The 23,876-nt window shown below is 70.0% G+C and carries 15 protein-coding genes and 2 pseudogenes; 12 read left to right on the top strand and 5 right to left on the bottom strand.

Going from position 1 to position 23,876, the window contains the following annotated elements; translation table 11 throughout:
- Positions 1-260 precede the first annotated feature (260 nt).
- The 3 genes from ABD317_RS06965 (at position 261) to ABD317_RS06955 (ending at position 11,277) form a co-directional block, all read left to right on the top strand.
- Positions 261-3,851 carry a laminin G domain-containing protein gene (locus ABD317_RS06965; RefSeq protein WP_344288884.1) on the top strand — a complete coding sequence of 1,197 codons (3,591 nt, stop codon included), beginning with the start codon at positions 261-263 and terminating at the stop codon, positions 3,849-3,851.
- Between the two features lie 106 nt (positions 3,852-3,957).
- The gene (locus ABD317_RS06960) at positions 3,958-10,896 is read left to right on the top strand and encodes a polymorphic toxin-type HINT domain-containing protein (RefSeq protein ID WP_344288882.1); all 6,939 of its coding nucleotides are present in this window, start codon (positions 3,958-3,960) and stop codon (positions 10,894-10,896) included.
- Positions 10,897-10,920: 24 nt separating this feature from the next.
- Positions 10,921-11,277, top strand: coding sequence for a hypothetical protein (locus ABD317_RS06955; protein WP_344288880.1), 357 nt, complete (start codon positions 10,921-10,923; stop codon positions 11,275-11,277).
- A gap of 78 nt (positions 11,278-11,355) precedes the next feature.
- On the opposite strand, the pseudogene ABD317_RS06950 reads toward ABD317_RS06955, so the two are convergent.
- Positions 11,356-11,856: pseudogene (locus ABD317_RS06950) on the bottom strand (tyrosine-type recombinase/integrase); the annotation flags it as partial.
- 117 nt (positions 11,857-11,973) lie between these two features.
- On the opposite strand from ABD317_RS06950, the gene ABD317_RS06945 reads away from it, so the two are divergent.
- The 3 genes and pseudogenes from ABD317_RS06945 to ABD317_RS06935 all read left to right on the top strand — a co-directional run bounded on the left by ABD317_RS06945 (position 11,974) and on the right by ABD317_RS06935 (position 15,004).
- Positions 11,974-12,384 (top strand): hypothetical protein, encoded by a 411-nt coding sequence (locus tag ABD317_RS06945; protein ID WP_344288878.1) that lies wholly within the window; start codon positions 11,974-11,976, stop codon positions 12,382-12,384.
- 638 nt (positions 12,385-13,022) lie between these two features.
- The gene (locus ABD317_RS06940; RefSeq protein ID WP_344288876.1) at positions 13,023-13,418 is read left to right on the top strand and encodes a hypothetical protein; all 396 of its coding nucleotides are present in this window, start codon (positions 13,023-13,025) and stop codon (positions 13,416-13,418) included.
- Positions 13,419-13,615: 197 nt separating this feature from the next.
- A pseudogene (locus tag ABD317_RS06935) lies at positions 13,616-15,004 on the top strand (IS1380 family transposase).
- A gap of 111 nt (positions 15,005-15,115) precedes the next feature.
- On the opposite strand, the gene ABD317_RS06930 reads toward ABD317_RS06935, so the two are convergent.
- Positions 15,116-15,481 (bottom strand): transposase family protein, encoded by a 366-nt coding sequence (locus ABD317_RS06930; protein WP_344288873.1) that lies wholly within the window; start codon positions 15,479-15,481, stop codon positions 15,116-15,118.
- Between the two features lie 402 nt (positions 15,482-15,883).
- Between ABD317_RS06930 and rph the strand changes: the two genes are divergently transcribed.
- Genes rph through rdgB form a run of 3 tightly spaced genes read left to right on the top strand, consistent with a single transcriptional unit; the run spans position 15,884 to position 17,645 of the window.
- Positions 15,884-16,642, top strand: coding sequence for a ribonuclease PH (rph, locus tag ABD317_RS06925; RefSeq protein ID WP_027754306.1), 759 nt, complete (start codon positions 15,884-15,886; stop codon positions 16,640-16,642).
- On the top strand, positions 16,639-17,028 hold the full coding sequence (locus ABD317_RS06920; protein ID WP_344288870.1) for a hypothetical protein: 390 nt from the start codon (positions 16,639-16,641) through the stop codon (positions 17,026-17,028). The genes rph and ABD317_RS06920 overlap by 4 nt, the downstream gene beginning before the upstream one ends.
- A complete protein-coding gene (gene rdgB / locus ABD317_RS06915) occupies positions 17,025-17,645 on the top strand; it encodes an RdgB/HAM1 family non-canonical purine NTP pyrophosphatase (RefSeq protein ID WP_344288868.1) in 621 nt (206 codons plus the stop codon). Before ABD317_RS06920 ends, rdgB begins: the two co-directional genes overlap by 4 nt.
- A 36-nt stretch (positions 17,646-17,681) precedes the next feature.
- Here the strand turns inward: rdgB and ABD317_RS06910 are convergent, their stop codons facing one another.
- Positions 17,682-18,539, bottom strand: a complete 858-nt coding sequence (locus ABD317_RS06910) for a fumarylacetoacetate hydrolase family protein (protein ID WP_344288866.1) — start codon at positions 18,537-18,539, stop codon at positions 17,682-17,684.
- 236 nt (positions 18,540-18,775) lie between these two features.
- Positions 18,776-18,934, bottom strand: a complete 159-nt coding sequence (locus ABD317_RS06905; RefSeq protein WP_078627634.1) for an Arc family DNA-binding protein — start codon at positions 18,932-18,934, stop codon at positions 18,776-18,778.
- Positions 18,935-18,972: 38 nt separating this feature from the next.
- Between ABD317_RS06905 and ABD317_RS06900 the strand changes: the two genes are divergently transcribed.
- Complete coding sequence (locus tag ABD317_RS06900) at positions 18,973-20,190, top strand: RNA-guided endonuclease InsQ/TnpB family protein (RefSeq protein ID WP_344288864.1); 1,218 nt, start codon at positions 18,973-18,975, stop codon at positions 20,188-20,190.
- A gap of 116 nt (positions 20,191-20,306) precedes the next feature.
- Here ABD317_RS06900 and ABD317_RS06895 read toward each other — a convergent pair whose 3' ends face one another.
- Positions 20,307-21,599, bottom strand: a complete 1,293-nt coding sequence (locus ABD317_RS06895) for a DUF445 domain-containing protein (RefSeq protein ID WP_344288862.1) — start codon at positions 21,597-21,599, stop codon at positions 20,307-20,309.
- A gap of 141 nt (positions 21,600-21,740) precedes the next feature.
- Here ABD317_RS06895 and ABD317_RS06890 point away from each other — a divergent pair, with 141 nt between their 5' ends.
- Both ABD317_RS06890 and ABD317_RS06885 read left to right on the top strand, forming a co-directional pair.
- Entirely contained in the window at positions 21,741-22,283 is a 543-nt protein-coding gene (locus ABD317_RS06890) for a TetR family transcriptional regulator (RefSeq protein WP_027754300.1), read from the top strand.
- 42 nt (positions 22,284-22,325) lie between these two features.
- On the top strand, positions 22,326-23,876 hold a 1,551-nt coding region (locus ABD317_RS06885), incomplete at its 3' end, for an MFS transporter (protein WP_344288859.1).

Here is a 23,876-nt window from a genome sequence, read left to right as displayed (position 1 = left end):
GCGCGTCGCCGCCCGCTCCGGTGGATCGTCGGGCCACATGTCGCAGCCCGGTGAGGTCGGGCCGCAGCCGGATCGGCACCGCGTCGTTACTGGGGGTGAAAAGATCTCGGTATTGACAGGTGCGCGTCGCTATGGTGCGCTTTCCGTGCACATCCCCCCACGGAATGTAGTCGAGTGATCATTCGTTTCTGGGTGGGGGCGAAGTGTTGGGATGTTGCCTACGGCGCGGTCGTGGTGCGGCCGTCGTTCTGGCTTCGGCGTTGTTATGGGGGCTTGTCCCCGGGCTGGGTGCAGCTGGTGCCGCCGGGGCTGAGGGAGACGCCGAGCCGGCTACGGCGGAGCAGCGGGCGCTGGCGGCGGCGGAGTCGTCGGGCGAACGGGTGGAAGTGCCCGCCCAGCGCAGTGAGTACGCGACGGTGTACGCCAATCCGGACGGTTTCTCCTTCACGCTGGAGGAGTCGGCCGTGCCGGTGCGCGTGCGTACGGCCGGTGGGGACTGGACGGAACCCGACCCGACGCTGGAGCTCCGGCCGGACGGCACCGTGGCGCCGAGGGCGGCGATGGCCGAGCTGGCGTTTTCGGGCGGAGGCGCGGGCGCCGAGCTGGTGTCGGTGGCGCGGCAGGGCCGGTCGCTGACGCTGGGCTGGCCGGGCCGGCTGCCCGAGCCGCGGCTGGAGGGGGCGACGGCGACGTACGCCGAGGTGCTGCCGGGCGTGGATCTGCAGCTGACCGCCTCGGTGACGGGCTTTCGGCAGGTGCTGGTGGTCAAGACCCGGGAGGCGGCGGCCAGCCAGGCGCTGGAGCGGATCGACTACGGCGTACGGGCGAAGGGCCTGGCGCTACGCGAGCGGGCCGGGGGCGCGCTGGCGGCGGTGGATGCGGACGGCCGCACGGTGTTCGCGGCGCCGCCCGCGCAGATGTGGGACTCGGCCGGTGCGGCGACGGCGCAGCAGCAGGCGCAGGATACCGGCTCGGTGTCGACGGCGGATGACGGTTCGGACGCTCCGAATCCGGGGGTGGAGCCGGCGCCGGGGGACGCGGTGACCGAGATGGAGGTGGAGGTCTCCGAGGACGCGCTGTCGGTGATCCCGGATGCGGCGATGCTGTCGGAGACCGACGCGTCGGCGTTCCCGCTGTACATCGACCCGACGGTGACGTGGGGTGAGGCGGAGCGGACGCTGCTGCGCTCGGACGGCTACAAGAACTACGGCTGGGGCAACGGCTCGGACGACCGGGGCAAGGGCATGGGCAGGTGCGGCACGGCGAACGGCTACACCTGCGGGCCGGGGTATCGCCAGCGACTGTACTTCGAGTTCTCGCCGTCGAAGCTGAAGGGCAAGAAGGTCCTGGACGCCACGTTCCGGGTGACGGAGACGTGGTCGTTCGACTGCACCGCGCGGTGGGTGGATCTGCGGCGGACGAAGGGCATTTCGTCGTCGTCGAAGTGGCCGGGCCCGGAGGCGTTCGACTTGCTGGGGGACCGGAAGGTCTCCGCGGGCCGCGGGAGTCTGTGCGACCCCTCGCAGCCGCGGAAGGCGATCGAGTTCAACGACAATCCGAACGAGTCGGACGAGAACCTGACGCCGACGGTGCGGAAGTTCGCCGACGGGAAGTTCTCGCGGCTGACGCTGATGCTGCGGGCGAAGAACGAGTCGTACACGGTGGCGTGGAAGCGGTTCAAGAACGACGCGGTGCTGGCGGTGAAGTACGTCGGCAAGCCCGCCAAACCGTCGGCGGTCGGGCTGGTGTCCGGCAGCTCGCAGGTGTGCGAGACGAACGCCTCCGACCCGCAGATCGTCTCTGATCCCACCCCGGCGCTGACCGCGACGCCGCGCACGAAGAAGGGCGGGGGCAGCGGGGCGAAGCTGCGCGCGTACTTCGACATCGACCACAAGAAGGCCGACGGCTCCTGGGCCGACACCCCCAACGACGTCGGCAACCTGCGGCCCTCCAGCGGCTTCGTGGGCTCCGGGCACCGGCTGGTGATGTCGTGGGGCCCGGCGCTGGCCGAGGGCAAGCTGTACCGGTACCGGGCGTGGACGCGCTCGTACTACGACAACGGCACCCAGTATCTGGCCGGTCCTTCGAACGCCTCGACCGGCGGCTGGTGCTACTTCAGGGTGGACAAGGAGCGCCCGCTGGCGCCGCAGGTGACCATCGCGGACCCGTACAGCGAATGCCTGCCCAACGCCTGCGCGCGCGGCGGCGGACCGGGTGTGGCGGCGTCCTTCGCCTTCTCCCCGGCCGACGGGGTGACGGACACCACCGGCTACCAGTTCCGCGTCACCGGGCAGAGCTCGTGGTCGCCGAAGCTGTCCGGCGAGACCGCGCAGGCGTCGTACACCCCGCCCAAGTCGGGCACGTACCGGGTGTACGCGCGGGCCAGGGACACGGTCGGCTGGGGCGAGACGCAGGTGATCGACTTCCTGGTCGACGCCGGGGCCGGGCCGGTGGGCCGCTGGCACTTCGACGAGGCCAGCGGCATGGCGATCGACTCCGCGACGGCCGACGGCGTACCGCGCCACGACGCCACCCTGCACGGCACCGCCACCCGGGACGACCGGGGGCGGCGCGGGCTGCTCACCCACGACGGCGACGGGCAGCCGCTGCCGGAGTGGCACGAGGACCGGGGGCTGTCCCTGGACGGCAGCGGCGCGCACGCGGCCACCGACGGGCCGGTGATCGAGACGCGGTCGGCGTACACCGTCTCCGCGTGGGCGCGACTGAACAGCACGGACCGGGACGGGATCGTGCTGTCGCAGGACGGGAACAACTACAGCCCGTTCATCCTGTGGTACGAGACCTCGTATGACACGTGGGTGTTCGGGGTGAAGGAGAAGGACGAGGACACCGGCACCGCCTACTACGGGGTCGTGGCCGACCAGCCCGCCGCGTCCGGGACCTGGACGCACCTGGCGGGCACCTACGATCCGGCCAGCGACGAGCTCAAGCTGTATGTCAACGGCAAGCTCCAGGGCACCCGCACGGTGCCCGGGTCGTGGAACGCCACCGGCGATTTCCAGTTCGGCCGCTACCTGTGGGCCGGCAACCGCTACTGGGACTTCAACGGCTCCATCGACGAGGCCGCGGTCTGGCAGCGGGTGCTCACCCCGGAGGAGGTCGCGGACGAGGCGCGGCTGATGACCTCGGATGAGATCGCCGGGGCGGAGCTGGTGGCCGACTGGGACCCGTCCCTGGACTCCGGTACCACCCTCCAGGATCGCTCCTCCGGCTACGGACGGGACATGACCCTGGTCGGCGGCGCGACGCTGGACGGCGAGGCGATCGTCCTGGACGGGGTCGACGGTGCGGGCACGGTGCCGGGGCCGCTGGTCGACGACACCGGCTCGTTCACCGTCACCGCCGAGGCGGAGCTGGACCGGGATGCGCTGGTCGGCAAGGACGTCGGCTATGTGGGGCCGGTCGCCGGACAGCGCACCGGGGACGGCTCCGCATGGGGGCTGTGGTTCGAGCTGACAGGAAAGAAGACCGGGGTCGATGACGAGGGAGTCGAAGTAACCGTCCCGCTGGGGGTGTGGCACTTCGGGCGGCTGAACAACGACAACTCCTTCGCCTCGGTCTCCTCGGCTGCGGCAGAGGTCGACGACCTGGCCCGGATCACCGGCGTGTTCGATGCGCAGGACAGCACGGTCAGCCTCTACCTGGGACTGAACCCGGAAGGCGAGCCGCAAGCGTTCACGGCGAAGGTCGGCTCGGGCGACTTCACGGTCGGTAGGGCCTACGCCGGCGGAAGCTGGGGGCACTATCTGCCCGCCCGGCTGACCGATGTGCGCCTCTTTGCAGGGGCTATGGCCGACGACCGCCAGATCCAGGTCCGCATCGGCGATTGAACACGGCCCGGGGCGGACCGCGGTCACACCGCGGTCCGGCCCCTGGCCGATGGCACCACCCAAGAGCTTCGAAGACATCACACACCTGGGGCGGGACGAGAAGACCATGGCTGTCGATGCAGGCACGTGGAGTCGGAAGGTGCGCAGGGCGGGGCGGCGCCGCGGCAGCCGGACGCTCATCGCCGCAGTATCCCTGGCGGTGCTCGCTCCGCTGACCCCCCTGACCCCGGTGGTTGAGGCGGCGGACAGAGCTGAGCCGCTGGACAGGCCGGAGGTGCCCGCGCAGCGGGCGAGCGAGGTCGACGAAGTCGACTGGTTGGGGGCGAAGAAGGCGCGTAGTCGTGTGGCAGAGGCCGCCGCGGCGAACGCAGCGCAGGCCAAGCAGGCCCGGGCTGAGCAAGCCGATGCTTGGCCGCGGCCGGGCCGGGCCACGGTGCAACTCCCCGCGGCGGGCAAGGCTGCGGTGGCACGTGCGGGCGGTCTGCCGGTCACTGCGAGACTGTCCGGCGACGCCGGGCACACGCCGGCTGGCGAGGCACGGGTCGAGGTGCTGGACCGGCAGGCTGCGCGGCAGGCCGGTGTTACCGGGGTGCTGCTGACTGTCGAAGGTACGGGCACCACCGGCCCCGGCGAGGTGCGGCTGGGCGTGGACTACAGCTCGTTCGCCTCAATGGTAGGCGGAGGCTGGGCACAGCGGCTGGAACTGGTGCAACTGCCGTCGTGCGCGCTAACCACGCCTGAGGAGCCGCAGTGCCGGACCCGGACAGCCTTGGAGTCGGACAACAACATCGTCGGCCAGTCGGTGTCCGCCGCGGTTGATCTCTCGCACCCGGCCTCCGGCGATCCGGCGATGCGCGGCCAGGCGGCGGACGGGCCTGCGGTGCTGGCGGTGACGGCCACCGCCGCCGCGGAGGAGTCGGCGGACGGCACCGGGGACTACTCAGCCACGGAGCTGTCGCCGTCGTCCTCCTGGGAGGCCGGAGGCAGTTCAGGTGCGTTCACCTGGTCGTACGACTTCCAGGTGCCTCCGGCGGCGGCCGGTCCGGAGCCGGAGCTGGGGCTGTCGTACGACTCGGGCAGCATCGACGGCCGTACGGCGACGACGAACAACCAAGGCACATCTGTTGGTGAGGGCTTTACCTTCAGCGAGTCGTACATCGAGCGCTCCTACGGTTCGTGCGACGACGACGGCCACGACGACATCCATGACTTGTGCTGGAAGTATCACAACGCGCAGCTGGTGCTGAACGGCAAGTCCACCCGGCTGGTCAAGGACAACGACACCGGCACCTGGCGGCTGGCGGACGACGACGCCTCGAAGGTGGAGCACAAGACCGGCGCCGCCAACGGGGACAACAACGGCGAGTACTGGGCGGTGACCACCGGCGACGGCACCCGGTACGTCTTCGGCAAGCACAAGCTGCCCGGCGCTTCCGACCAGCGCACTAACTCGGCCTGGACCGTGCCCGTGTTCGGCGACGACGCGGGCGAGCCGGGCTACGGCTCCGGCAGCAGCTTCGCCGGCAGGTCGGTCAAGCAGGCCTGGCGGTGGAACCTGGACTACGTCGTGGACACCTCAGGCAACGCCATGACGTACTGGTACGCCAAGGAGACCAATCACTACCGCAAGAACAAGGCCGACACCGCCAATGCCTCCTACATCCGCGGCGGATACCTGAAGCGGATCGAGTACGGGCTGCGTCAGGGGGCGCTGTTCACCGACGACGCGGACGCGAAGGTCACCTTTGACTATGCCGAGCGGTGCACGGCCACCGACTGCTCCAGCCTCACCGAGTCCACCGCCAAGAACTGGCCGGACGTGCCGTACGACGCCATCTGCACTGCGGGCGAGTCCAAGGAAGACTGTCTGGCGGTGGGGCCGTCGTTCTTCTCCCGCAAGCGGCTGACCGGCACCAACACCTCCTCATGGGACGCCGCGAGCAGCGCCTTCAAGGCGGTGGACTCCTGGAAGCTGACCCAGGACTACCTGGACGGCGGCGACATCGGAGACTCCTCCGACCACACACTGGTCCTGAAGTCGATCATCCGCACCGGGAAGGCCGGCACGGACATCACTGTGAACCCGGTGAAGTTCACCTACCACATGCGGCCCAACCGCGTCGATGCGACCGACGACATCCTGCCGCTGACCCGTCCGCGGCTGAACACCATCACCACCGAGACCGGCGCGATCACCACCGTCACGCTGTCCAGCACCGAGTGTCGGCGCAGCGAGGTCATCGACGCCCCGGAGGACATGAACACCCGCAACTGCTATCCGCAGTACTGGAACATCAACGGCGCCGAGGAAGCCTCGGTGGACTGGTTCCACAAGTACCGGGTGCTGGCGGTGACCGAGTCCGATCCCACCGGCCTGGGCGAGACCATGGAGTACGCCTACGCCTACTCCGGCGCCGCCTGGCACCACAACGACGACCCGCTGACCCCGAAGGACGAGCGGACCTGGTCGGACTGGCGCGGCTACCGCAAGGTCACCTCCTACAAGGGCGCGCAGGAGACCACACGCTCGAAGGGGGTCTCGCTGTACCTGCAGGGCATGCACGGCGACAAGAAGGCCGACGGCACCACCCGCTCGGTGAGCGTGCCCGCGCTGGCGAATCCGGACCTGGGCATCGGCGCGATCACCGACCGCGACCAGTTCGCAGGGCAGCTGCGCCAGGAGGTCACCTACGACGGCAGCAGCCCGATCAGCAGCACCGTGCACGGCAAGTGGTCGAAGGAGACCGCTCGTCAGGACGTTCCGGGCGCTTCCGACCACGTCGCCCGCTACGTCCGCACCCAGAAGGAGACCTCGTATACCCACCTGACCGCGGCCGGCACCTGGCGCGAGCGGGCTGTGTCCACCACCTTCGACGACTACGGCATGCCGGTGAAGGTCAACGACACCGGCGAAGTCGGCAAGGGCGGCGACCAGACCTGCACCCGCACCTGGTACGCCCGCAACCCGGCCGTCGGCCTGCTGGGCCTGGAGTCCCGCACCCGCACGGTCGCCAGACCCTGCTCGGTGGCCGACGCCGACCTCGACCTGCCCGCCGACGCCTCCCGCCGCGGCGACGTGCTCTCCGACACCGCCACCGCCTACGACGGCCTGGCGTGGTCGTCGTCGATGAAGCCGGCCAAGGGCCTGCGCACCTGGACCGGCCGCGCCAAGGCCTACAGCGGCACCACGCCTTCCTGGCAGAAGACGTCGGCCACCGAATACGACACCCTCGGCCGGCCCACCTCGGTCACCGACAACCAGGGCAATGCCGCCACCACCAGCTACACACCGGCCGATGCCGGCCCGCTGACCCGCACCGATGAGCACAACCCGGCCGGGCACCGCACCATCAGCTTCCTCGATGCGCGCCGCGGGCTGCCGCTGCGCGTCTACGACGCCAACAACGAGAAGACCGAGACCGCCTACGACGCCCTCGGCCGGGTGACGAAGGTGTGGCTGCCCAACCTCCCCTCCTGCTGCGAGAAGCCCAACTACAAGTTCGCCTACCACCTGAGCAACACCAAACCTTCCTGGGTGTCGACCGGCACGCTGAAGAAGGACCGCCAATCCCACCTGACCAGCTACGCCATCTACGACGCCCTGCTGCGCCCGCTGCAGACCCAGACCCCCACCCCGCAGGGCGGCCGGCTGCTGACCGACACCCGCTACGACACCCGCGGCCTGGCCTACGAGTCCTACGCCGACATCTTCGACACCAGCTCCACCCCCAGCGGCACCTACACCCGCACCGCATACGGCGAGGCACCCAAGCAGGCCGAGACGATCTACGACGGCGCCGAGCGGGAGACGACCTCCACGCTGTACAGCTTCGGCCGCGAGAAGTGGTCCACGCACACCTCCTACACCGGCGACTCGACCGCGACCACCGCCCTGGAGGGCGGCAGCGCCACACGCACCATCACCGACGTCTTCGGCCGCACCACCGAGACCCGCGACTACGAGGGCACCGCGCCGGCCGACGCCCAGTACGGCCCCGGCCCCAGTGCCCCGTACGCCTCCACCCGCTTCACCCACACCCTCGACGATCTGCCGAGCAAAATCACCGGGCCGGACGGGGCGGTGTGGTCCTACGGCTACGACCTGCACGGCCGGGGGATCAGCAGCACTGACCCGGACAAGGGCACCACCACCACCGTCTACGACAGCCTCGACCGCCCGACCAAGATCACCGACGCCCGCGGCGAGACGCTGCTTGCCGCCTACGACACCCTCGGCCGCCCGACGGGCACCTGGACCGGCTCGAAGACGGACGCCAACCAGCTGACCGCCTACGCCTACGACACCCTGCTCAAGGGCCTGCCCACCGCATCCACCCGCTACATCGGCGGCAAGACCGGCCAGGCCTACACCCGCGAGATCACCGAGTACGACTCCATGTCCCGCCCGGTGCGCACCGAACTCCGACTCCCGGCCGACGACCCCTTCGTCCAAGCCGGAGCACCGGACACGTACGAACACCGCGCCCACTACCGCTACGACGGCAGCCAGTCCTCGGCCACGGAACCGTTCATGAACCGCGGCGTGGAGCAGGAGATCGTCTCCTTCGACACCAACGACTTCGGCCAGCTGACCGGCATCGGCGGCAACACCGGCTACCTGCTGGACGCCGACTACTCCGCCCTCGGCCAGCCGCTGCAGTACACCCTGGGCACCTCCACCGTCGCAGGACACAAGCAGACGTACGTCACCAACACCTACGACGAGGCCACCGACCGCCTGACGCGCAGCCACGTCACCGACTCCACTCACCCGTGGATGCTCCAGGACGTCAACTACACCTACGACGACGCGGGCAACGTCACCTCGATCTCCGATCCGACCACCCTCGGCGGCACGAGCGCGGCCGACACCCAGTGCTTCACCTACGACGGTCACCGCCGCCTGACCGACGCCTGGACCCCGGCCAGTCAGGACTGCGGCGGCGTGCCGGACGGCACCAGCCTGGGCGGCCCGGCCCCGTACTACACCAGCTACACCTACAACGACGCCGGCCAGCGCACCACCGAAACCCAGCACACCAGCGCCGGCAGCAACCTGACCACCTACTGCTACACCGGTAGTCAGCCCCACACCCTGACCGGCACCAGCACCGACGACGACTGCGCCAGCCCGGACGCCACCTACACCTACGACAAAACTGGCAACACCACCACCCGTCCTGGTTCCGCCAGCCAGCAGCAGTTGGCCTGGTCACCGGAGGGGCAGCTGAGCACCCTCACCGAAGGCGACACCGTCACCGACTACCTCTACGACGCCGACGGCGAGCTGCTCATCCGCGACACCGAAGGCGGCGAGCGGGTGCTGTATGCCGGGGCGAGCGAACTGCACCTCACTTCCGAGGGCAAGCTGTGGGCCCAGCGCTACTACACCCACGGCGGCCTGACCGTGGCCATGCGCACCAACCAGCGCACCGACGACCTGACCAGCGACCTGCGCTACCTGGCCGCCGACCACCACCACACCTCCACCCTGGCCATCACCTCCGGTACCAACGACACCGACCAGCAGTTCACCAAGCGCTACACCACCCCCTTCGGCGACACCCGCGGGCAACCCGCCGGCATCGCGGGTCCCTGGCCCGACGACAAGACCTTCCTGGGCAAGACACACGACACCACCACCGGCCTGATACACGTCGGTGCCCGCGAATACGACCCGGGAACCGGCCAGTTCCTCTCCGCCGACCCCCTGCTGGAGATCGACAAGCCGCAGACCCTCAACGGCTACAGCTACGCCGCCAACAATCCCCTCACCTACTCCGACCCCAGCGGTGAGGGCCTGGCCTGCGGCCAGCCCGGGATGCCTGCCTGCCCGCACCGCCCCGACGGCAGCCGCGGCAACGGCCGTCCCAACGAAGCCGTCGACTACAGCAAGCCCAAGCCCCACCACCCCTGCAACAGCAACTGCGGCGGCACCCACCGCGGCAGCTCCGGAGGTGGCGGTGGCGGCGGCAACGCCGGCGGCGGAGCCTACGGCGGCCCGGCCCCCGACCCGGGCCCGCCACCGCCGGTCGACGAGAACACCGGCGGCGGCAGGACCGGAGCCGGCAGCGGTGGCGGATCACTCCTGGACATCATCGCGAGCGGTGTGAGTCTCCTCGCGGACGCCCTCGCGCCGGACTTCCAGGCAGCGTTGAAGTGCTTGCAGAGTCTCGGGCTGTCGGCCGGGGACTGCGCCAACGCAGGTCTTGATTTACCACAGGCCAAGGGTGCCAAGACCGCCAAGGACTTCGCTGACGGGGCAAAGAAGGGAGGGAAAGCAGCAACCCGGTGCACCCGGGACAGCTTCACCGCGGGCACCGAGGTCCTGATGGCCGACGGCACCACCAAAGCCATCGAGGACATCCAACCCGGCGACGAAGTCCTGGCGACCAACCCGGAAACCGGCGACACCCAGCCCAAGACCGTCACCGCCACCATCATCACCAAAGACGACAAACAATACGTCGACCTCGTCACCGCCACAGATGACGGCAGCCACACCCTCACCACCACCGACCACCACCCCTTCTGGTCCGAAAGCAACGGCACCTGGACCGACGCCGGCGACCTCACCCCCGGCACCACCCTCCGCACCGACGACGGAACCACGACCCACGTCCAAGGAGTCCGCAAGTACGCCAGCCACCACACCACCTACAACCTGACGGTAGCCAACACCCACACCTACTATGTACTCGCCGGAAATACGCCGGTGCTGGTGCATAACAGCAACTGTGGCGATCTTGGCGAGAATTGGAAGCCTGCCAAGACTTCGACCATCTGCGGAAGTACGGGGTGTGAGGATGTGGCCCGGAAAATTCAGAGTCAAATCGGTGGCACGCGGTATCGGATTACTGACTCCTATGGTGCTCCATCCCTCGGGAAATATCGCGGCGAAGACACGATGTGGGCTCACCACGACGTCGTAATTAGGGATGGTCGCGTGTATGACGCCTGGACAAGCAGATACGGAGAGCCACTAGACCAATACCGAAGCCGGTTCGAGTATGGTGACGATCTACGCTTCGACCCCCTGGACTAGGTGAGATCATTGGACTACCGAACCATGTTTGCCGACGTCAGACGTCGACCCGGTAACTACGGACTGGGTGGAACATTCCGGGAGGCGTCCGCCTTCGTGAATGGCTGTGACGCTGGAAATTCCTGGGGACTTCTCATCGGATTTCGCGAATGGCTTGCTCTAAAGCTGGGATGTGAAGCCAATCTCACGTGGGCAGGATTGATTCTCAAGCTGGCCGATGTCGACGCTTCGTTGCATCCGTCAGGAAGTAACCTGTCAGCGACAGAGGATGAGCGTGCTGTAGAGGTGCTCTTCGCGGAGCTTGATGAGTTCTTGAGTGCCAGGAAGGGTGCGAGTGACGTCGGCAGGATCCTAGAGAAATATTTGCGTCAAAACTCGTGAGCGAAAATCCAGCAGCCCCGCCAGAATTTGTTTCTGGCGGGGCTGCTGTGAGTTTTGACGGCAACGGTGACGGCAACGTCAGCGGATGACGGCTGCGGCGGGTGGGTCGTCGGGGGCGTCGTCGGTCGGGTTGAGGGCGTCACCCAGGGTGTCGATGGCCTGCCTCTGGAGGTGCAGCCGGACATGGGCGTAGACGGTCGCGGTGACGCCGATGTGGGCGTGGCCCAGCAGCTCCTTGATCACGACGAGGTCGACACCCTGCTCCAGGAGCAGGGTGGCTGTGGAGTGTCTGAGGTCGTGGAAGCGGATCCGGCGCAGGCCGGCGCGGTCGAGGAGGGCGCGGAAGCGGCGGGTGAGGTTCGCGGGGTCCAGGGGGCCGCCGGTCGGTGTGGTGAAGACGAGGCCGGCGTCCCGCCAGTCGGGCCCCGCAGCCGCTCGCTCGTCGTCCTGTCGTGCGCGGTGCTCGCGGAGGGAGCGGAGGCATTCGGTGGGGAGAGCGATGCGCCGCTCGGAGGCAAGGGCCTCCGCCGCGACCAGCTCAGGCGGGCGACGCCGTCGGAGAGCTGACCGTTGAAGATCCGCGCCCACGGGGTGGCAAACAGCTCCACCGGCCGCACCATCACGCCCGGCTTCAGCCCTGCCGCGAGGCCCGTCTCAGGAACCGTGATCTTTAGGACCTCGGCCCGGCCGTCCTCCATGAGCATCACGGTCACGGTGTACAGCGATGTGCCGGTCTCCCGGTCGGTGGCGACCTCCCCGGTCTGCTGGTCCTTAGCCCTCGGAGCGAAGATCCTGACGGCCACCGAATACCGCTGGCTGGCCCGCCGGTTGACCGAAGCCCTCTCCGACGCATCCGGGTCGCCGACTCGCGCGGGCAACGCCTCCCAGGCCCGCAGGAGGAAGAGGAAGCGGACGACGATGTCTGACCCCACGAACGCTGGCGCACCTTCCCGCAGGACTGCCCGTGGCCGCTTTCGATTCCGCGAGAACCACGTGACCACCGTCCCCGATACCTTGGCCCTGCCGACCGTCACGGCGGAGTGCGTCACCGGCGAAGGCCACAACTGCGGTGCCAACTCCGGCCCCTACACACCCCGGACGAGCTGACGCGTTGGATCGCTGAACACTGCGCCGCCACCGGTTACCAGGACTACGAGCAGCCCGTCCGATCCGTACTCCGTGCCGAGCCCGGGGCCTGGCAGTAGTCCCCCTGCGCCGACAGCGGCCAGCGGCAGCACCACCGTGCGCCCCGGGCTCCTGACGGCAGTAGCGACGGCAACACCCACGGATTCTCCCGCACAACCACGGACACCAGCGGAACCCGAAACCACCGCTGATCTGCGAATACGCAGATAGAGAGGGGTCGCGTAGCACACGTACTATGTTGTGGCAGGACAGACACCTGTCCTCGTACACAACAGTAATCCGTGCGGTCCGCCGAAGATCACGGTCAATCGCCATGGGCAACTAACAAATGGAAGGTATACTCTCGACTCGACGGGTATGGATCCCCATGTAAACGGGACTGCAGGAAAGAGTCAGTTCGGGTTTCACGTAAACTCTGGTAAGGCTACTCTCGATGCGGCTGCGTATGCAGATGAATTTGGCCTATGGGTGGGCAACAAGGCCAAGGTTCCTGTCGCCAATGGCCCCGTAGGATACTTGGGTGACGGTACGCCAACAAGCTGGATTAATGTCTATCGAACGAAGAGTGGGTTCGTTCACGGGACCCCAGGGAGTCCGCAATGATTGACATCGATGCGACGCTCCGGCGCGCTTCGCGCGGAGTGTCTACCTGGTCGCCTGAGGCTGCCCGCGCGTCTGCTGCTCTGATCGCAAGCGGTCCTCAAGTCAGGATCGACTGGGATGAAAGCGCAGGAGAAAACTGGCTTCGCATTGTCGATGAGACCCACGTCGTCGCCCTGGTGTCAGTCGCATTTCCCTTCGCTCTAATCCAGAAGGCTCCCGGTGTGAAACGTCCGGAAGGTGAGATCGTTTCGGTAGTCGTGGACGGCCTGGACGACGTGGAACTGGAGTGCTCAAGCGAAACTCTCGTAGAGGTCTACGGGAATTTTGACCGGCTCCGCACGCTGAATTCTGGAGGATTTTCTGCCAATGATCTATGGTATGTGACTGTGTAGGCGGTAATCTGAAATTTAGTTGCCTGGATGTTATGGATCGTGTTCCGTAATCTCAGCCTGGATCCATCGTGTGATCCTGGATCCACCGGGTGACGATCAGTTCGGGTGGCCCTGGGTATAGAGGAGGTGCCCGCTGAGCTGGGGTGATGGGAGTTCTTCACGATTCCATCGGCACCAATCAGCAAGGCACCTCGTAAGTGAAATCTTCCCATACGGCCGCGGCGACGTTCGCGGCGGCCGATGACTCGAATCTGATCGCGTACGGCGGCCTGGCGGCTGGGGCGCGGCTGGCCGAGCGGTGTGGACTGTCCGGGCTGGTCCGTGACAGGGTTCGCCTCGCCGGGGCCGCGAACGGTGCGGGCATGGCGCCGGATGCGAAGGTGATGTCGCTGGTGGCGGGCATGCTGGCCAGGGGCGGACAGCATCGATGATGTGGATGTGCTGCGGCATGGAGCGATGTCCCGCGCGTTCGGCGGCATACGCGCCCCCTCAACGCTGGGTACGTTCCTGCGTGCCTTCACCTGGGGCCATGTGCGTCAACTGGAGTCCGCCACCGAGGCGTTCACGGCGAACCTGGTCGGCACTGCGGGCTGCTGCCCGGCGCGCACCAGGTGATATTCCTGGACATCGACTGGAAGGTGAAGCCCGTCCACGGCTACGCCAAGCAAGGCGCCGCCTTCGGCTACACCCGACAGCGCGGGCTGCACTTCCAGATCGTGACCGCCTCCACCCCGATCGCCGCGCCGGTCATCGTGGCCTCGCGGCTGCGCAAGGGCTCGGCCGGCTCCGCCAAGGGCGCCGCCCATCTGATCGCCGAGGCGGTCAACACGGTCCGGGCCATGGGCGCGACGGGCCAGATCATCGTGCGAGGCGATTCCGCGTTCTGCTCCCACAAGACCGTGGCCGCCTGCCGCCGTCTTCGGGTGCGCTTCTCCTTCACGATCGCCCAGCGCAAGAAGGTCCGCACCACGATCGCCGCCATCGACCCCACCGCATGGACGGCGATCAAGTACACGGACGCGGTCTTCGACCAGGACGAGCAGCGGTGGGTCTCCGACGCCGGGGTCGCCCAGACCGCATACACCGCCTTCACCGGCAAGCCGCAGAAGTACCACGTCACGGCCCGGCTCCTGGTCCGCCGCGTCAAGCGGCTCGGTCAGGCTCATATCCCCGACGGGCAGGGCGAGTTGTTCACCACCCACCGCTTCCACGCCGTGTTCACCGACACCGCGCTCGGCCTCGTCGAAGCCGAGGCCACCCATCGCCGGCATGCCATCATCGAGCAGGTCTTCGCCGACCTGGAGGATTCCGCCCTGGGTCACTTGCCGTCGGGGAAGTTCACCGCGAACGCGGCCTGGCTCACCCTTGCCACCCTCGCTCACAACCTCACCCGCGCGCTCGGCGCCCTGGCCTCCACCTTCCACGCCAGGGCCCGCACCGGCACCCTCCGCCGCCACCTGATCGCCGTCCCCGCCCGCCTCGCCACCGGTGCACGCACCCTGACCTGGCACTTCCCCGACCGGTGGCCCTGGCCGGGAGCACTGGAGAACCTCTGGACGACCGTCGGCCACCGCCTGCGCACCTGACCAGCCGGACCGACTGCCCGCCCACGACCCGAAGGACCTCGAAGACCCCGCCACCGGACCGGCCACCCGGCACCCGCCCCTGCCCGAAACCGGAAAAACAACCGAAACCGATCAGCAAACCCGATCAGGATTCACACCGGCGGGGTCGCATCCGAGCAGTTCGGCGAGCCCACCGGGGCACACAGCAGCCAGTACGCGGCCCAGTGTGGAGGTTGAGGGAGCGGCGCGCACGCCGAGAGAGCCCCGGCAGCGGGCGTCGAGCCGGGCGAGGGTGTCCTGGGGAGCGTTGCGGGCCCACTGGCCGATCGCGCGCAGGGAGCGCGCTCCGGTCAGCACGGCGCAGCAGCAGGTCAACAGCACCGTGACCAGGGAGTGGCGGCGGCCACGGCGGCATCGCGGGTCAGGCAGGGCGGCCAGCCGCTCAGCGATGCCGTCCGCAGCGCGCTGCTCGGGGGCGGGCGACTTGATCAGGCACACGGTGGCAGACTGGCGACACATCGAGGCTCCGGCGGCTCGGGTGACTTGGCGGTCCCCCTGATCGTCGGAGCTTCGTTGCGCTCGCGGACTTGTCCTGATGGATCGTCATGCCGCTGTGACCTGCGAGCCCTCATGGTCAAATGGAGAATGAATCAGCCCTGCTCCGGGAGGAGCCGGGCCAGTCACGCAACGTGGAGCTGAGCCGCTGCGGCGCAGAGCACCTGTGTGCGCGGTTGCGGTTCTTTCTCGACGGAGGCCGAAGCCTTTCGCCATGCGGCGACGCATGTCATCGGGTGCCCTGGAGCGCCGGCCGGTGCTCTCCGGACGACGTGAGCAGGCTGAACGAGTATCGGGCGGGGACGGGGGCGAGCGGCTTCAGGTGTGCCCGATAGGGTCGGGGCCATGCCTACTCCCGAGCCCTTCGCCGGCTCCTCCCGCTTCGACGGTCGTACCCCCGCCGAGCTGCGCCCGGTGGCGCTGGAACGCGGCTGGAGCATGCACGCGGAGGGGTCCGTGCTGATCTCCTTCGGCGACACCCGGGTGCTGTGCACCGCCAGCTTCACCGAGGGCGTGCCGCGCTGGCGCAAGGGCAGCGGCGAGGGCTGGGTCACCGCGGAGTACGCGATGCTGCCGCGGTCCACGAACACCCGGGGGGACCGGGAGTCCGTACGCGGCAAGATCGGCGGGCGGACGCACGAGATCTCCCGGCTCATCGGCCGTTCGCTGCGGGCCGTCATCGACTTCAAGGCCCTCGGCGAGAACACCGTCGTCCTCGACTGCGACGTCCTCCAGGCCGACGGCGGCACCCGTACCGCCGCCATCACCGGAGCGTACGTGGCCCTCGCCGACGCCGTCGCGTGGGGGCGGCGCAACAAGCTGATCAAGTCCAGGGCGACCCCGCTGACCGGCACCGTGGCCGCCGTCAGCGTCGGCATCGTAGGCTCCGTACCACTGCTCGACCTCTGCTACGAGGAGGACGTGCGGGCGGAGACCGACATGAACGTCGTCTGCACCGGCGACGGCCGTTTCGTCGAGGTGCAGGGCACGGCGGAGGGGGAGCCCTTCGCCCGGGCCGAACTCGACGCGCTGCTCGACCTCGCGGTCGGCGGCTGCGCGCAGCTGGACGGGCTGCAGCGCGAGGCACTGGAGGGAGACCGGTGAAGGGGAAGAAGCGCTGGACGCGCGCCGGCGTCGCGCTGGCGGCGGGGGCCGCCGCGGTGGCGTTCACCGGCGCGTGTGACGCGGTCAGCAAGGCCATAGACTGCGCGCAGCTCGCCACCGAGGTCGCGGCCGACGCCGACCGGCTGCAGGAGGCCGTCTCCGGCGCGGGCGAGGACCCGCAGGCCGCCGCGGACGCGCTCGACGAGATCGAGCGGAGCCTCAACGACTTCGGCGACAAGACCGACGACGGCGACGTCGGCAAGGCCGTCGACGACATGCAGCGGGCCGTCGACAACGCCCAGCAGGCCGCCGACCGCGGCGAGGTCCCCGACTTCCAGCCGGTCGGCGACGCCGCCGGCGAGCTGACGAACGTGTGCTCGCCGTGACCGCGGACCGCCTCGTCCTCGCCACCCGCAATGAGGGCAAGGTCACCGAGCTGCGCGCCATCCTCGGCGCGGCGGGCGTCGCCGCCCGGCTCCTCGGCACCGACGCCTTCCCCGACGCGCCGGACGTGCCCGAGACCGGCGTGACCTTCGCAGAGAACGCCCTGCTCAAAGCGCACGCGCTGGCGCGGGCCACCGGGCTGCCCGCGGTCGCCGACGACTCCGGGCTCTGCGTCGACGTACTCGGCGGCGCGCCCGGCATCTTCTCCGCCCGCTGGTCCGGCCGCCACGGTGGTGCCGACGTGGACGCAGCGAACCTCGCCCTGCTCCTCGCCCAGCTCGCCGACGTCGGCCCCGAGCACCGCGCCGCGCACTTCGCGTGCGCCGCGGCGCTCGCGCTGCCGGACGGCACGGAGCGGGTCGCGGAGGGGCGGCTGGCGGGCACGCTGCGGTACGAGCCGGCGGGCAGCGGCGGCTTCGGGTACGACCCGATCCTGCAGCCGCTCGGCGAGGAGCGTACGTGCGCGGAGCTGACCCCGGCGGAGAAGAACGCGATCAGCCACCGCGGCAAGGCGTTCCGCGCCCTGGCCCCGGCGGTGCGGGAACTGCTCAAGGACTGACCGCGGCCGCCGGCCGCCGCGCGCCCGGCCGCCGCGCTACGCGGCCTTGAACTCCTGGCGCTGCCGGCCCAGGCCGTCGATCTCCAGCTCCACCACGTCGCCCGCCCGCAGGTACGGCTTCGGCTCCGGCATGCCCATCGCGACGCCCGCCGGCGTGCCGGTGTTGATGACGTCGCCCGGGTACAGCGTCATGAACCGGCTCAGATACCGGACCACCTGGGCGACCGGGAAGATCTGGTCCGCCGTCGTGCCGTCCTGCCGCTTCTCGCCGTTCACCCACAGCCGCAGCCCCAGGGCCTGCGGGTCCGGCACCTCGTCGGCCGTCACCAGCCACGGGCCCAGCGGGTTGAACGTCTCGCAGTTCTTGCCCTTGTCCCACTGGCCGCCCCGCTCCAGCTGGAACGCGCGCTCGGAGACGTCGTGCGCCACCGCGTAGCCGGCGACGGCGGCCAGCGCGTCCGCGTCGGACTCCAGGTAGCGGGCGGTGCGGCCGATGACCACCGCCAGCTCCACCTCCCAGTCCGTCTTCTCGCTGCCGCGCGGCACGAGCACCGTGTCCTCGGGCCCCACCACCGTGTCCGGGGCCTTCATGAAGAGGATCGGCTCCGCGGGGATGGCCGCGCCGGTCTCGGTGGCGTGGTCGTGGTAGTTCAGCCCGATGCACACGATCTTGCCGATGCGGGCCAGCGGCGGGCCGGTCCGCAGCCCGTCGGCGTCGAGGGCCGGCAGGTCGCCGGCCGCGGCGGCGTCCCGTACCCGGGCGAGCGCGGAGGCGTCGGACAGCAGCGCTCCGTCCACGTCGGACACGACCCCGGAGAGGTCCCGCAGGGTCCCTCCGGCGTCCAGCAGGGCCGGGCGCTCGCTTCCCGCCGGTCCGACACGCAGCAGCTTCATTTGACGACTCCCCTCTCCGCGGTCGATCGATCTTCCGTTGATCGCCGTTTGGTCCGCAAGACCCTGTTCAGCCCGTGGACCCGGGAGGCGATAGAGGAGGGTGCGTTCTGCGGCGGTCCAGGCGGTCGTGGTCGGTGAAGAGCCGGTACATCACCGGGTTCCTCTGAGGGGCTCGAGCGTCAAGCCGGGGAGGAATCGGACTCCTGCGGAACGGGGCGGAGGTGGCCGCATCGCCGTCAGGGCGATTCGGTGTCTGCCGGACGACCGGTGAGCGCGACTTCCAGGAGGTGGACGATCTCGCTGTTGACTGACCTGCGGTCTCGCTTCGCGAGTGCGGCGAGACGTTCGTGGAGTTCGAGGGGGAGCCGGACCGTGATGCGCTTCTCTTCATCCATGCCGCCACTGTAGTTGCTCGAATGCAGGGATTTGACATATGTTTGACGTCGTGACGACAGCGAAACAACAGGCGGAGAATGCCGGGCACGCCCGGTACACCTACCGGCTGCGCGTGCCGTCGACCGCCCGTATCGGCCTGGAAGCCGAGTGGGCGCGCTGCCGGTGGCTCTGGAACGAGAGCGTGGCCCGCTCCCGCAGAGCACACTCCGAGGACGAGAAGTGCGGCCCGGCCCGTCTCGACAAGATGCTGACCGAGGCCCGCACCGCCATGGCGTGGCTGCGTCAGGGATCCTCGGTGCCGCAGCAGCAGACCATCCGCGACTTCGGCAAGTCCCGCGCCAAGGCCCTGAAGGACATCAAAAACCGGCTCCCGATGCGGCGCCGGGCCGGGATGCCCAAGGTAAAGCGGAAGCGCGACGCGCTGCCGTCGCTGAACTACACCCGGCGTGGCTTCCGTCTGAGGGACGGCCGCCTCCACCTCGCCGGGAACATCGCGCTCACCGTGGTGTGGTCCCGCGACCTGCCCGCCAAGCCGTCCTCGGTCCGCGTCTACCAGGACGCGGTGGGGCACTGGTACTGCTCGTTCGTCGTACCCACACAGGTTCAGCCACTCCCGCAGACCCGCCGCGTGATCGGGATCGACTGGGGCGTGAAGGAGACCGCCACCACCACATCCGACGCGCATGACCTCCCCCACGCGCAGCAAGGGAAGAAGGCACAGACCAAGCTGACCCGGTACGACCGGATGATGGCCCGCCGCAAGCCGATGAAGGGCCAGACCGGATCGAAGGGATATCGCGAGGCAAAGAAGTGGCGCGCGAAGACCTACGCGAAGATCGCCCGGCAGCGGCAGGACACCGCCCGCAAGTGGGCCAAGCGCGTCGTCCGTGACCATGACGCGCTCGCGGTCGAGGACTTCCGGCCCAAGTTCCTCGCGAAGACCACCATGGCCCGCAAAGCGGCCGACGCCGCGATCGGCGCAACCAAGACGGCCCTGATCGAGATGGGCCGCAAGCACGGGCGGGACGTCCGCCTCGTGCACCCCGCGCACACCACCATGGACTGCGCGTCGTGCGGAGCGAGAACCAAGCACGCACTTCCTCTTTCGGAACGTACCTACACCTGCACCGCGTGCGGAACCGTGTCCCCCAGGGACAAGAACTCCGCCCGCGTGATGCTCGTCCGGGCTGGTCTCAACCCGGCTGGTGCCGAGGGCGTAAGACCCCCGGGAGCGCCGCTCCCCGAGGCAGCCTGAGCCAGGAATCCCCTCCCTTCAGGGAGAGGAGGATGTCAACATGAACACCGGGATCGACGACGGAGGCGTCTGCTGCCCTCACGCCCACCCGGGTCCGGCGCGGTCTGTGCCCCGGCTCAGCCCGCGATCGCCCGGTACACGGTGTAGATGACCAGGCCCGCGAGCGCGCCCACCACCGTGCCGTTGATGCGGATGAACTGCAGGTCCCGCCCGATGTGCGCCTCGATCTTCCGCGACGTGTGGTCCGCGTCCCAGCCCGCCACCGTGTCCGTGATCAGCGAGGTGATCTGGTGCTGGTACGTCGTCACCACGTGCGTCGCGACGTCCTCCGCCCAGCCGTCGACCTTCGCCTGCAGCCGCTCGTCCGCGGCCATCCGCTGCCCGAACGACAGCAGCGCGGCCCGCGCCCGCAGCCGCAGCTCGCTGCGCTCGTCCTCCGCCGCACCGACGATCATGCCGCGGAGCGACGTCCAGGCCGAGGCGATGAAGTCCTGCACCTCGTCGCGGGCCAGGACCTCGCCCTTGAGCCGCTCGACGCGCGCCCGGGTCGCGGTGTCGCCCTGCAGGTCGGCGGCGAAGTCGGTGAGGAACCGGTCGAGCGCGCCGCGCGCCGGGTGCTCCGGGGACTCGCGCATCTCGCCGATGAACCGCAGCAGTTCCTTGTAGACCCGCTCGCCGACCCGGCGGTCGACGAACTTGGGGGTCCAGCCGGGCGCGCCGCCGGCGACGGCGCCGACGACCGAGGGGCCGTTGAGGATCAGCCAGTTCTCGGCGCGCTCGCAGACCATGTCGACGACGCGGCGGTGGCCGCCGTCCGCGACGACCTTCTCCAGCAGCTTGCCGAGCCCGGGACCGACCTCCAGCGCGGCGGCGCGGCGGTTGATGGCCTCGCCGACGACGGCCTGGACGTCGTTGTCCCGCAGGACGGCCAGCGCGCCGCGCAGCGCGGTCGACGCCTCGGCGGTGACGCGGTCGGCGTTGGCGGGTTCGGCGAGCCAGCCGCCGACGCGGCTGCCGAGGCCGAGGGCGTGCAGCCGGCCGCGCACCACCTCAGCGGAGAGGAAGTTCTCGCCGACGAAGTCGCCGAGGCTCCGGCCGAGCTGGTCCTTCTTGGTGGGGATGATCGCGGTGTGCGGGATGGGCAGGCGGAGGGGCCGCTTGAAGAGCGCGGTGACCGCGAACCAGTCCGCCAGCGCGCCCACCATGCCCGCCTCCGCCGCCGCGGCGACGTAGCCCGACCAGGCGCCGGCGCCGTTGTGCTGCGCCCAGCGGGCGAGGGTGAAGACCACGGCGGCCAGCAGCAGCAGGCCGGTGGCGGTGGTCTTCATCCGGCGCACGCCGCGCCGCTTCTCCGCGTCGGCATCGGTGTAGGCGAAACCACCCGGTCCGTCTGTTGTCGCCCGCGCCATCCCGCTCCGTCCGCTCACGCCGTCCCACGTCCCCCGGCGGCCATTGTCCCCCGGGCTCGTCACCGTCCTTCACATCCGGCGCGGCCCCGGGGTTCCCGGCTCGATCGTAACTTTACCTTCCGGATGGTAAAGTTACCGGGTATGCGACCCAGCTCCCGCCACCAGATCCTCGAAGCGGCCGTCCGCGTGGTCGAGCGGGCGGGCGTCACCGCCCTCACGCTCGACGCCGCCGCCGCCGAGGCCGGGCTGACCAAGCCCGGGCTGATGTACCACTTCCCCACCCGGGACGCGCTGCTGGCGGCGATCCAGCGGCACCTGACCGAGGCGCTGGACCGGGACCTGCGCGCCGCGCTGGGCAAGCCGTTCGAGGAGGCCACCGCCCGCGAGCGGGCCGCCGCCTACGTGCGGTGCTGCGGCCAGGGCGGCGGGCGGGCGGACTTCGCCTTCATGGTCGCGTCGGCGACCCGGCCGGAGCTGGCGCGGATCTGGGACGAGTTCGCGGACCGCTGGGCGCCGGAGCCGCCCGGCCCCGACCCGGACCCGGAGGCCGTCGACCTGTTCCTGGCCCGGCTGGCGGCGGACGGGCTGTGGCTGTTCCACGCCACCGCGCAGACGGCGCTCGCCCCGGGCGTGGCCGAGGCGGTGCGGGACCGGCTCGCCGCGCTCACCGACCCGGCGCCCTGAGCCCCGGGCGCGTACGCACACACGCGGAAGGCAAGGTGCCCGATGATCATGGCGCGACGCTGGTGGGTGCTCGCCACCGTCTCGGCGGGACTGCTGCTCATCTCGCTCGACATGACGATCCTCTACACCGCGCTGCCCACCCTCACCGCCGACCTGCACGCCGACGCCTCGTCGAAGCTCTGGATCATCAACGCCTACCCGCTGGTGATGGCCGGGCTGCTGCTGGGCGCCGGCACGCTCGGCGACCGCGTCGGCCACAAGCGCATGTTCCTCGTCGGGCTCGTCGTCTTCGGAACCGCCTCCACGCTGGCCGCGTTCGCCCCCTCGGCGGCGGTGCTGATCGGCGCCCGCGCCCTGCTCGCGGTCGGCGCGGCGGCGATGATGCCCGCGACGCTCGCGCTGATCCGGCTCACCTTCGAGGACGAGCGCGAGCGCGGCATCGCGATCGGCATCTGGGGCACGATCGCCGTCGTCGGCGCCGCGCTCGGGCCCGTCGCGGGCGGACTGCTGCTCGACCACTTCTGGTGGGGCTCGGTCTTCCTCGTCAACGTCCCCGTCGTGCTGGCGGCGCTCGCCGCGACCGCGGTGTTCGCGCCCGGCGGCTCCGGCAGCCGGGACCGGCCGTGGGACCCGGTGGCCTCCGCGCAGGTCATGGCCGGTCTGGTGGGCCTCGTCTACGCGATCAAGGAAGGCGCGCGGCCGGCGCCCGACCCGCTGCACATCGCCGTGGCGCTGCTGGTCTCCGCGGCGGGCTTCACCGTCTTCGTACGCCGCCAGCGCACCCGCACGTACCCGCTGATCGACTTCGCGCTCTTCCGCAACCGCCGGCTCCTCGCCGGCGTGCTCGGCGCGGGGCTCTCGATGTTCGCCACCGCCGGCATCGAACTGGTCCTCGCCCAGCGTCTCCAGCTCGTGCTCGGCCTCAGCCCGCTGCACGCCGGGCTGCTGGTCGCCACCTCCGCGCTCGGCGCGCTCCCGGCCGGCATCGTCGCCGGCGCCCTCGTCCACCGCGTGCCGGTGCGGCGCCTCGTCGGCGGCGGCCTGCTCCTCGGCGCCCTCGGCGTCGCGCTGACGCTCCTGCTCACCCCGGGCGCCGGCCCGCTGCTGGCCGCCGGGCACGCCGCGGGGTGGATCGTCCCCGGCACGGTCCTGGCGGGCCTCGGGCTCGGCACGGTCATGACCGCGGCCTCCGCCGCGATCATCGGCGGCGCCCCGCCGCACCGGGCCGGGATGGCGTCGTCGGTCGAGGAGGTCTCGTACGAGTTGGGCAGCCTCACCGGCGTCGCGGTCCTGGGCAGCGCCATGACCGCCGTCTACACCGCCACCGTCGACCTCCCCGCCGGGGTCCCCGGCCGGGCGGCGGACAGCCTCGACGAGGCCCGCGCCGTCGCCGCCGGACTGCCGCCGGACGGCTCCCGGCCGCTGCTGGAGACGGCGGTGGCGGGCTTCGACAACGGGTACGCGCTGACGCTGGCCGGCACCGTCCTCGTGCTGGCCGCCGGCGGTGCCGCCGTGCGCGTCCTGCTCGGCCGCCGCACCGGCGCCGGCGCGCCGGACGCCGGTGCGCCCGGGGACGGGGCTTCCGGCGACGGG

The organism is Streptomyces synnematoformans (assembly GCF_039531005.1).
GTDB classification, from domain to species: Bacteria; Actinomycetota; Actinomycetes; order Streptomycetales; family Streptomycetaceae; genus Streptomyces; species Streptomyces synnematoformans.
Note: the sequence above shows the minus strand (reverse complement) of the source record. Positions and strands in the feature narration are given on the sequence as shown.

What these genes read in the sequence shown, in the direction of transcription:
- ABD317_RS06960 (WP_344288882.1), top strand. Translation starts at nt 3,958, where the DNA reads ATGGCTGTCGATGCAGGCACGTGGAGTCGGAAGGTGCGCAGGGCGGGG.
- ABD317_RS06955 (WP_344288880.1), top strand. Translation starts at nt 10,921, where the DNA reads ATGTTTGCCGACGTCAGACGTCGACCCGGTAACTACGGACTGGGTGGA.
- ABD317_RS06945 (WP_344288878.1), top strand. Translation starts at nt 11,974, where the DNA reads ATGAGCATCACGGTCACGGTGTACAGCGATGTGCCGGTCTCCCGGTCG.
- ABD317_RS06940 (WP_344288876.1), top strand. Translation starts at nt 13,023, where the DNA reads ATGATTGACATCGATGCGACGCTCCGGCGCGCTTCGCGCGGAGTGTCT.
- rph (WP_027754306.1), top strand. Translation starts at nt 15,884, where the DNA reads ATGCCTACTCCCGAGCCCTTCGCCGGCTCCTCCCGCTTCGACGGTCGT.
- ABD317_RS06910 (WP_344288866.1), bottom strand. Translation starts at nt 18,539, where the DNA reads ATGAAGCTGCTGCGTGTCGGACCGGCGGGAAGCGAGCGCCCGGCCCTG.
- ABD317_RS06905 (WP_078627634.1), bottom strand. Translation starts at nt 18,934, where the DNA reads ATGGATGAAGAGAAGCGCATCACGGTCCGGCTCCCCCTCGAACTCCAC.
- ABD317_RS06900 (WP_344288864.1), top strand. Translation starts at nt 18,973, where the DNA reads ATGTTTGACGTCGTGACGACAGCGAAACAACAGGCGGAGAATGCCGGG.
- ABD317_RS06895 (WP_344288862.1), bottom strand. Translation starts at nt 21,599, where the DNA reads ATGGCGCGGGCGACAACAGACGGACCGGGTGGTTTCGCCTACACCGAT.
- ABD317_RS06890 (WP_027754300.1), top strand. Translation starts at nt 21,741, where the DNA reads ATGCGACCCAGCTCCCGCCACCAGATCCTCGAAGCGGCCGTCCGCGTG.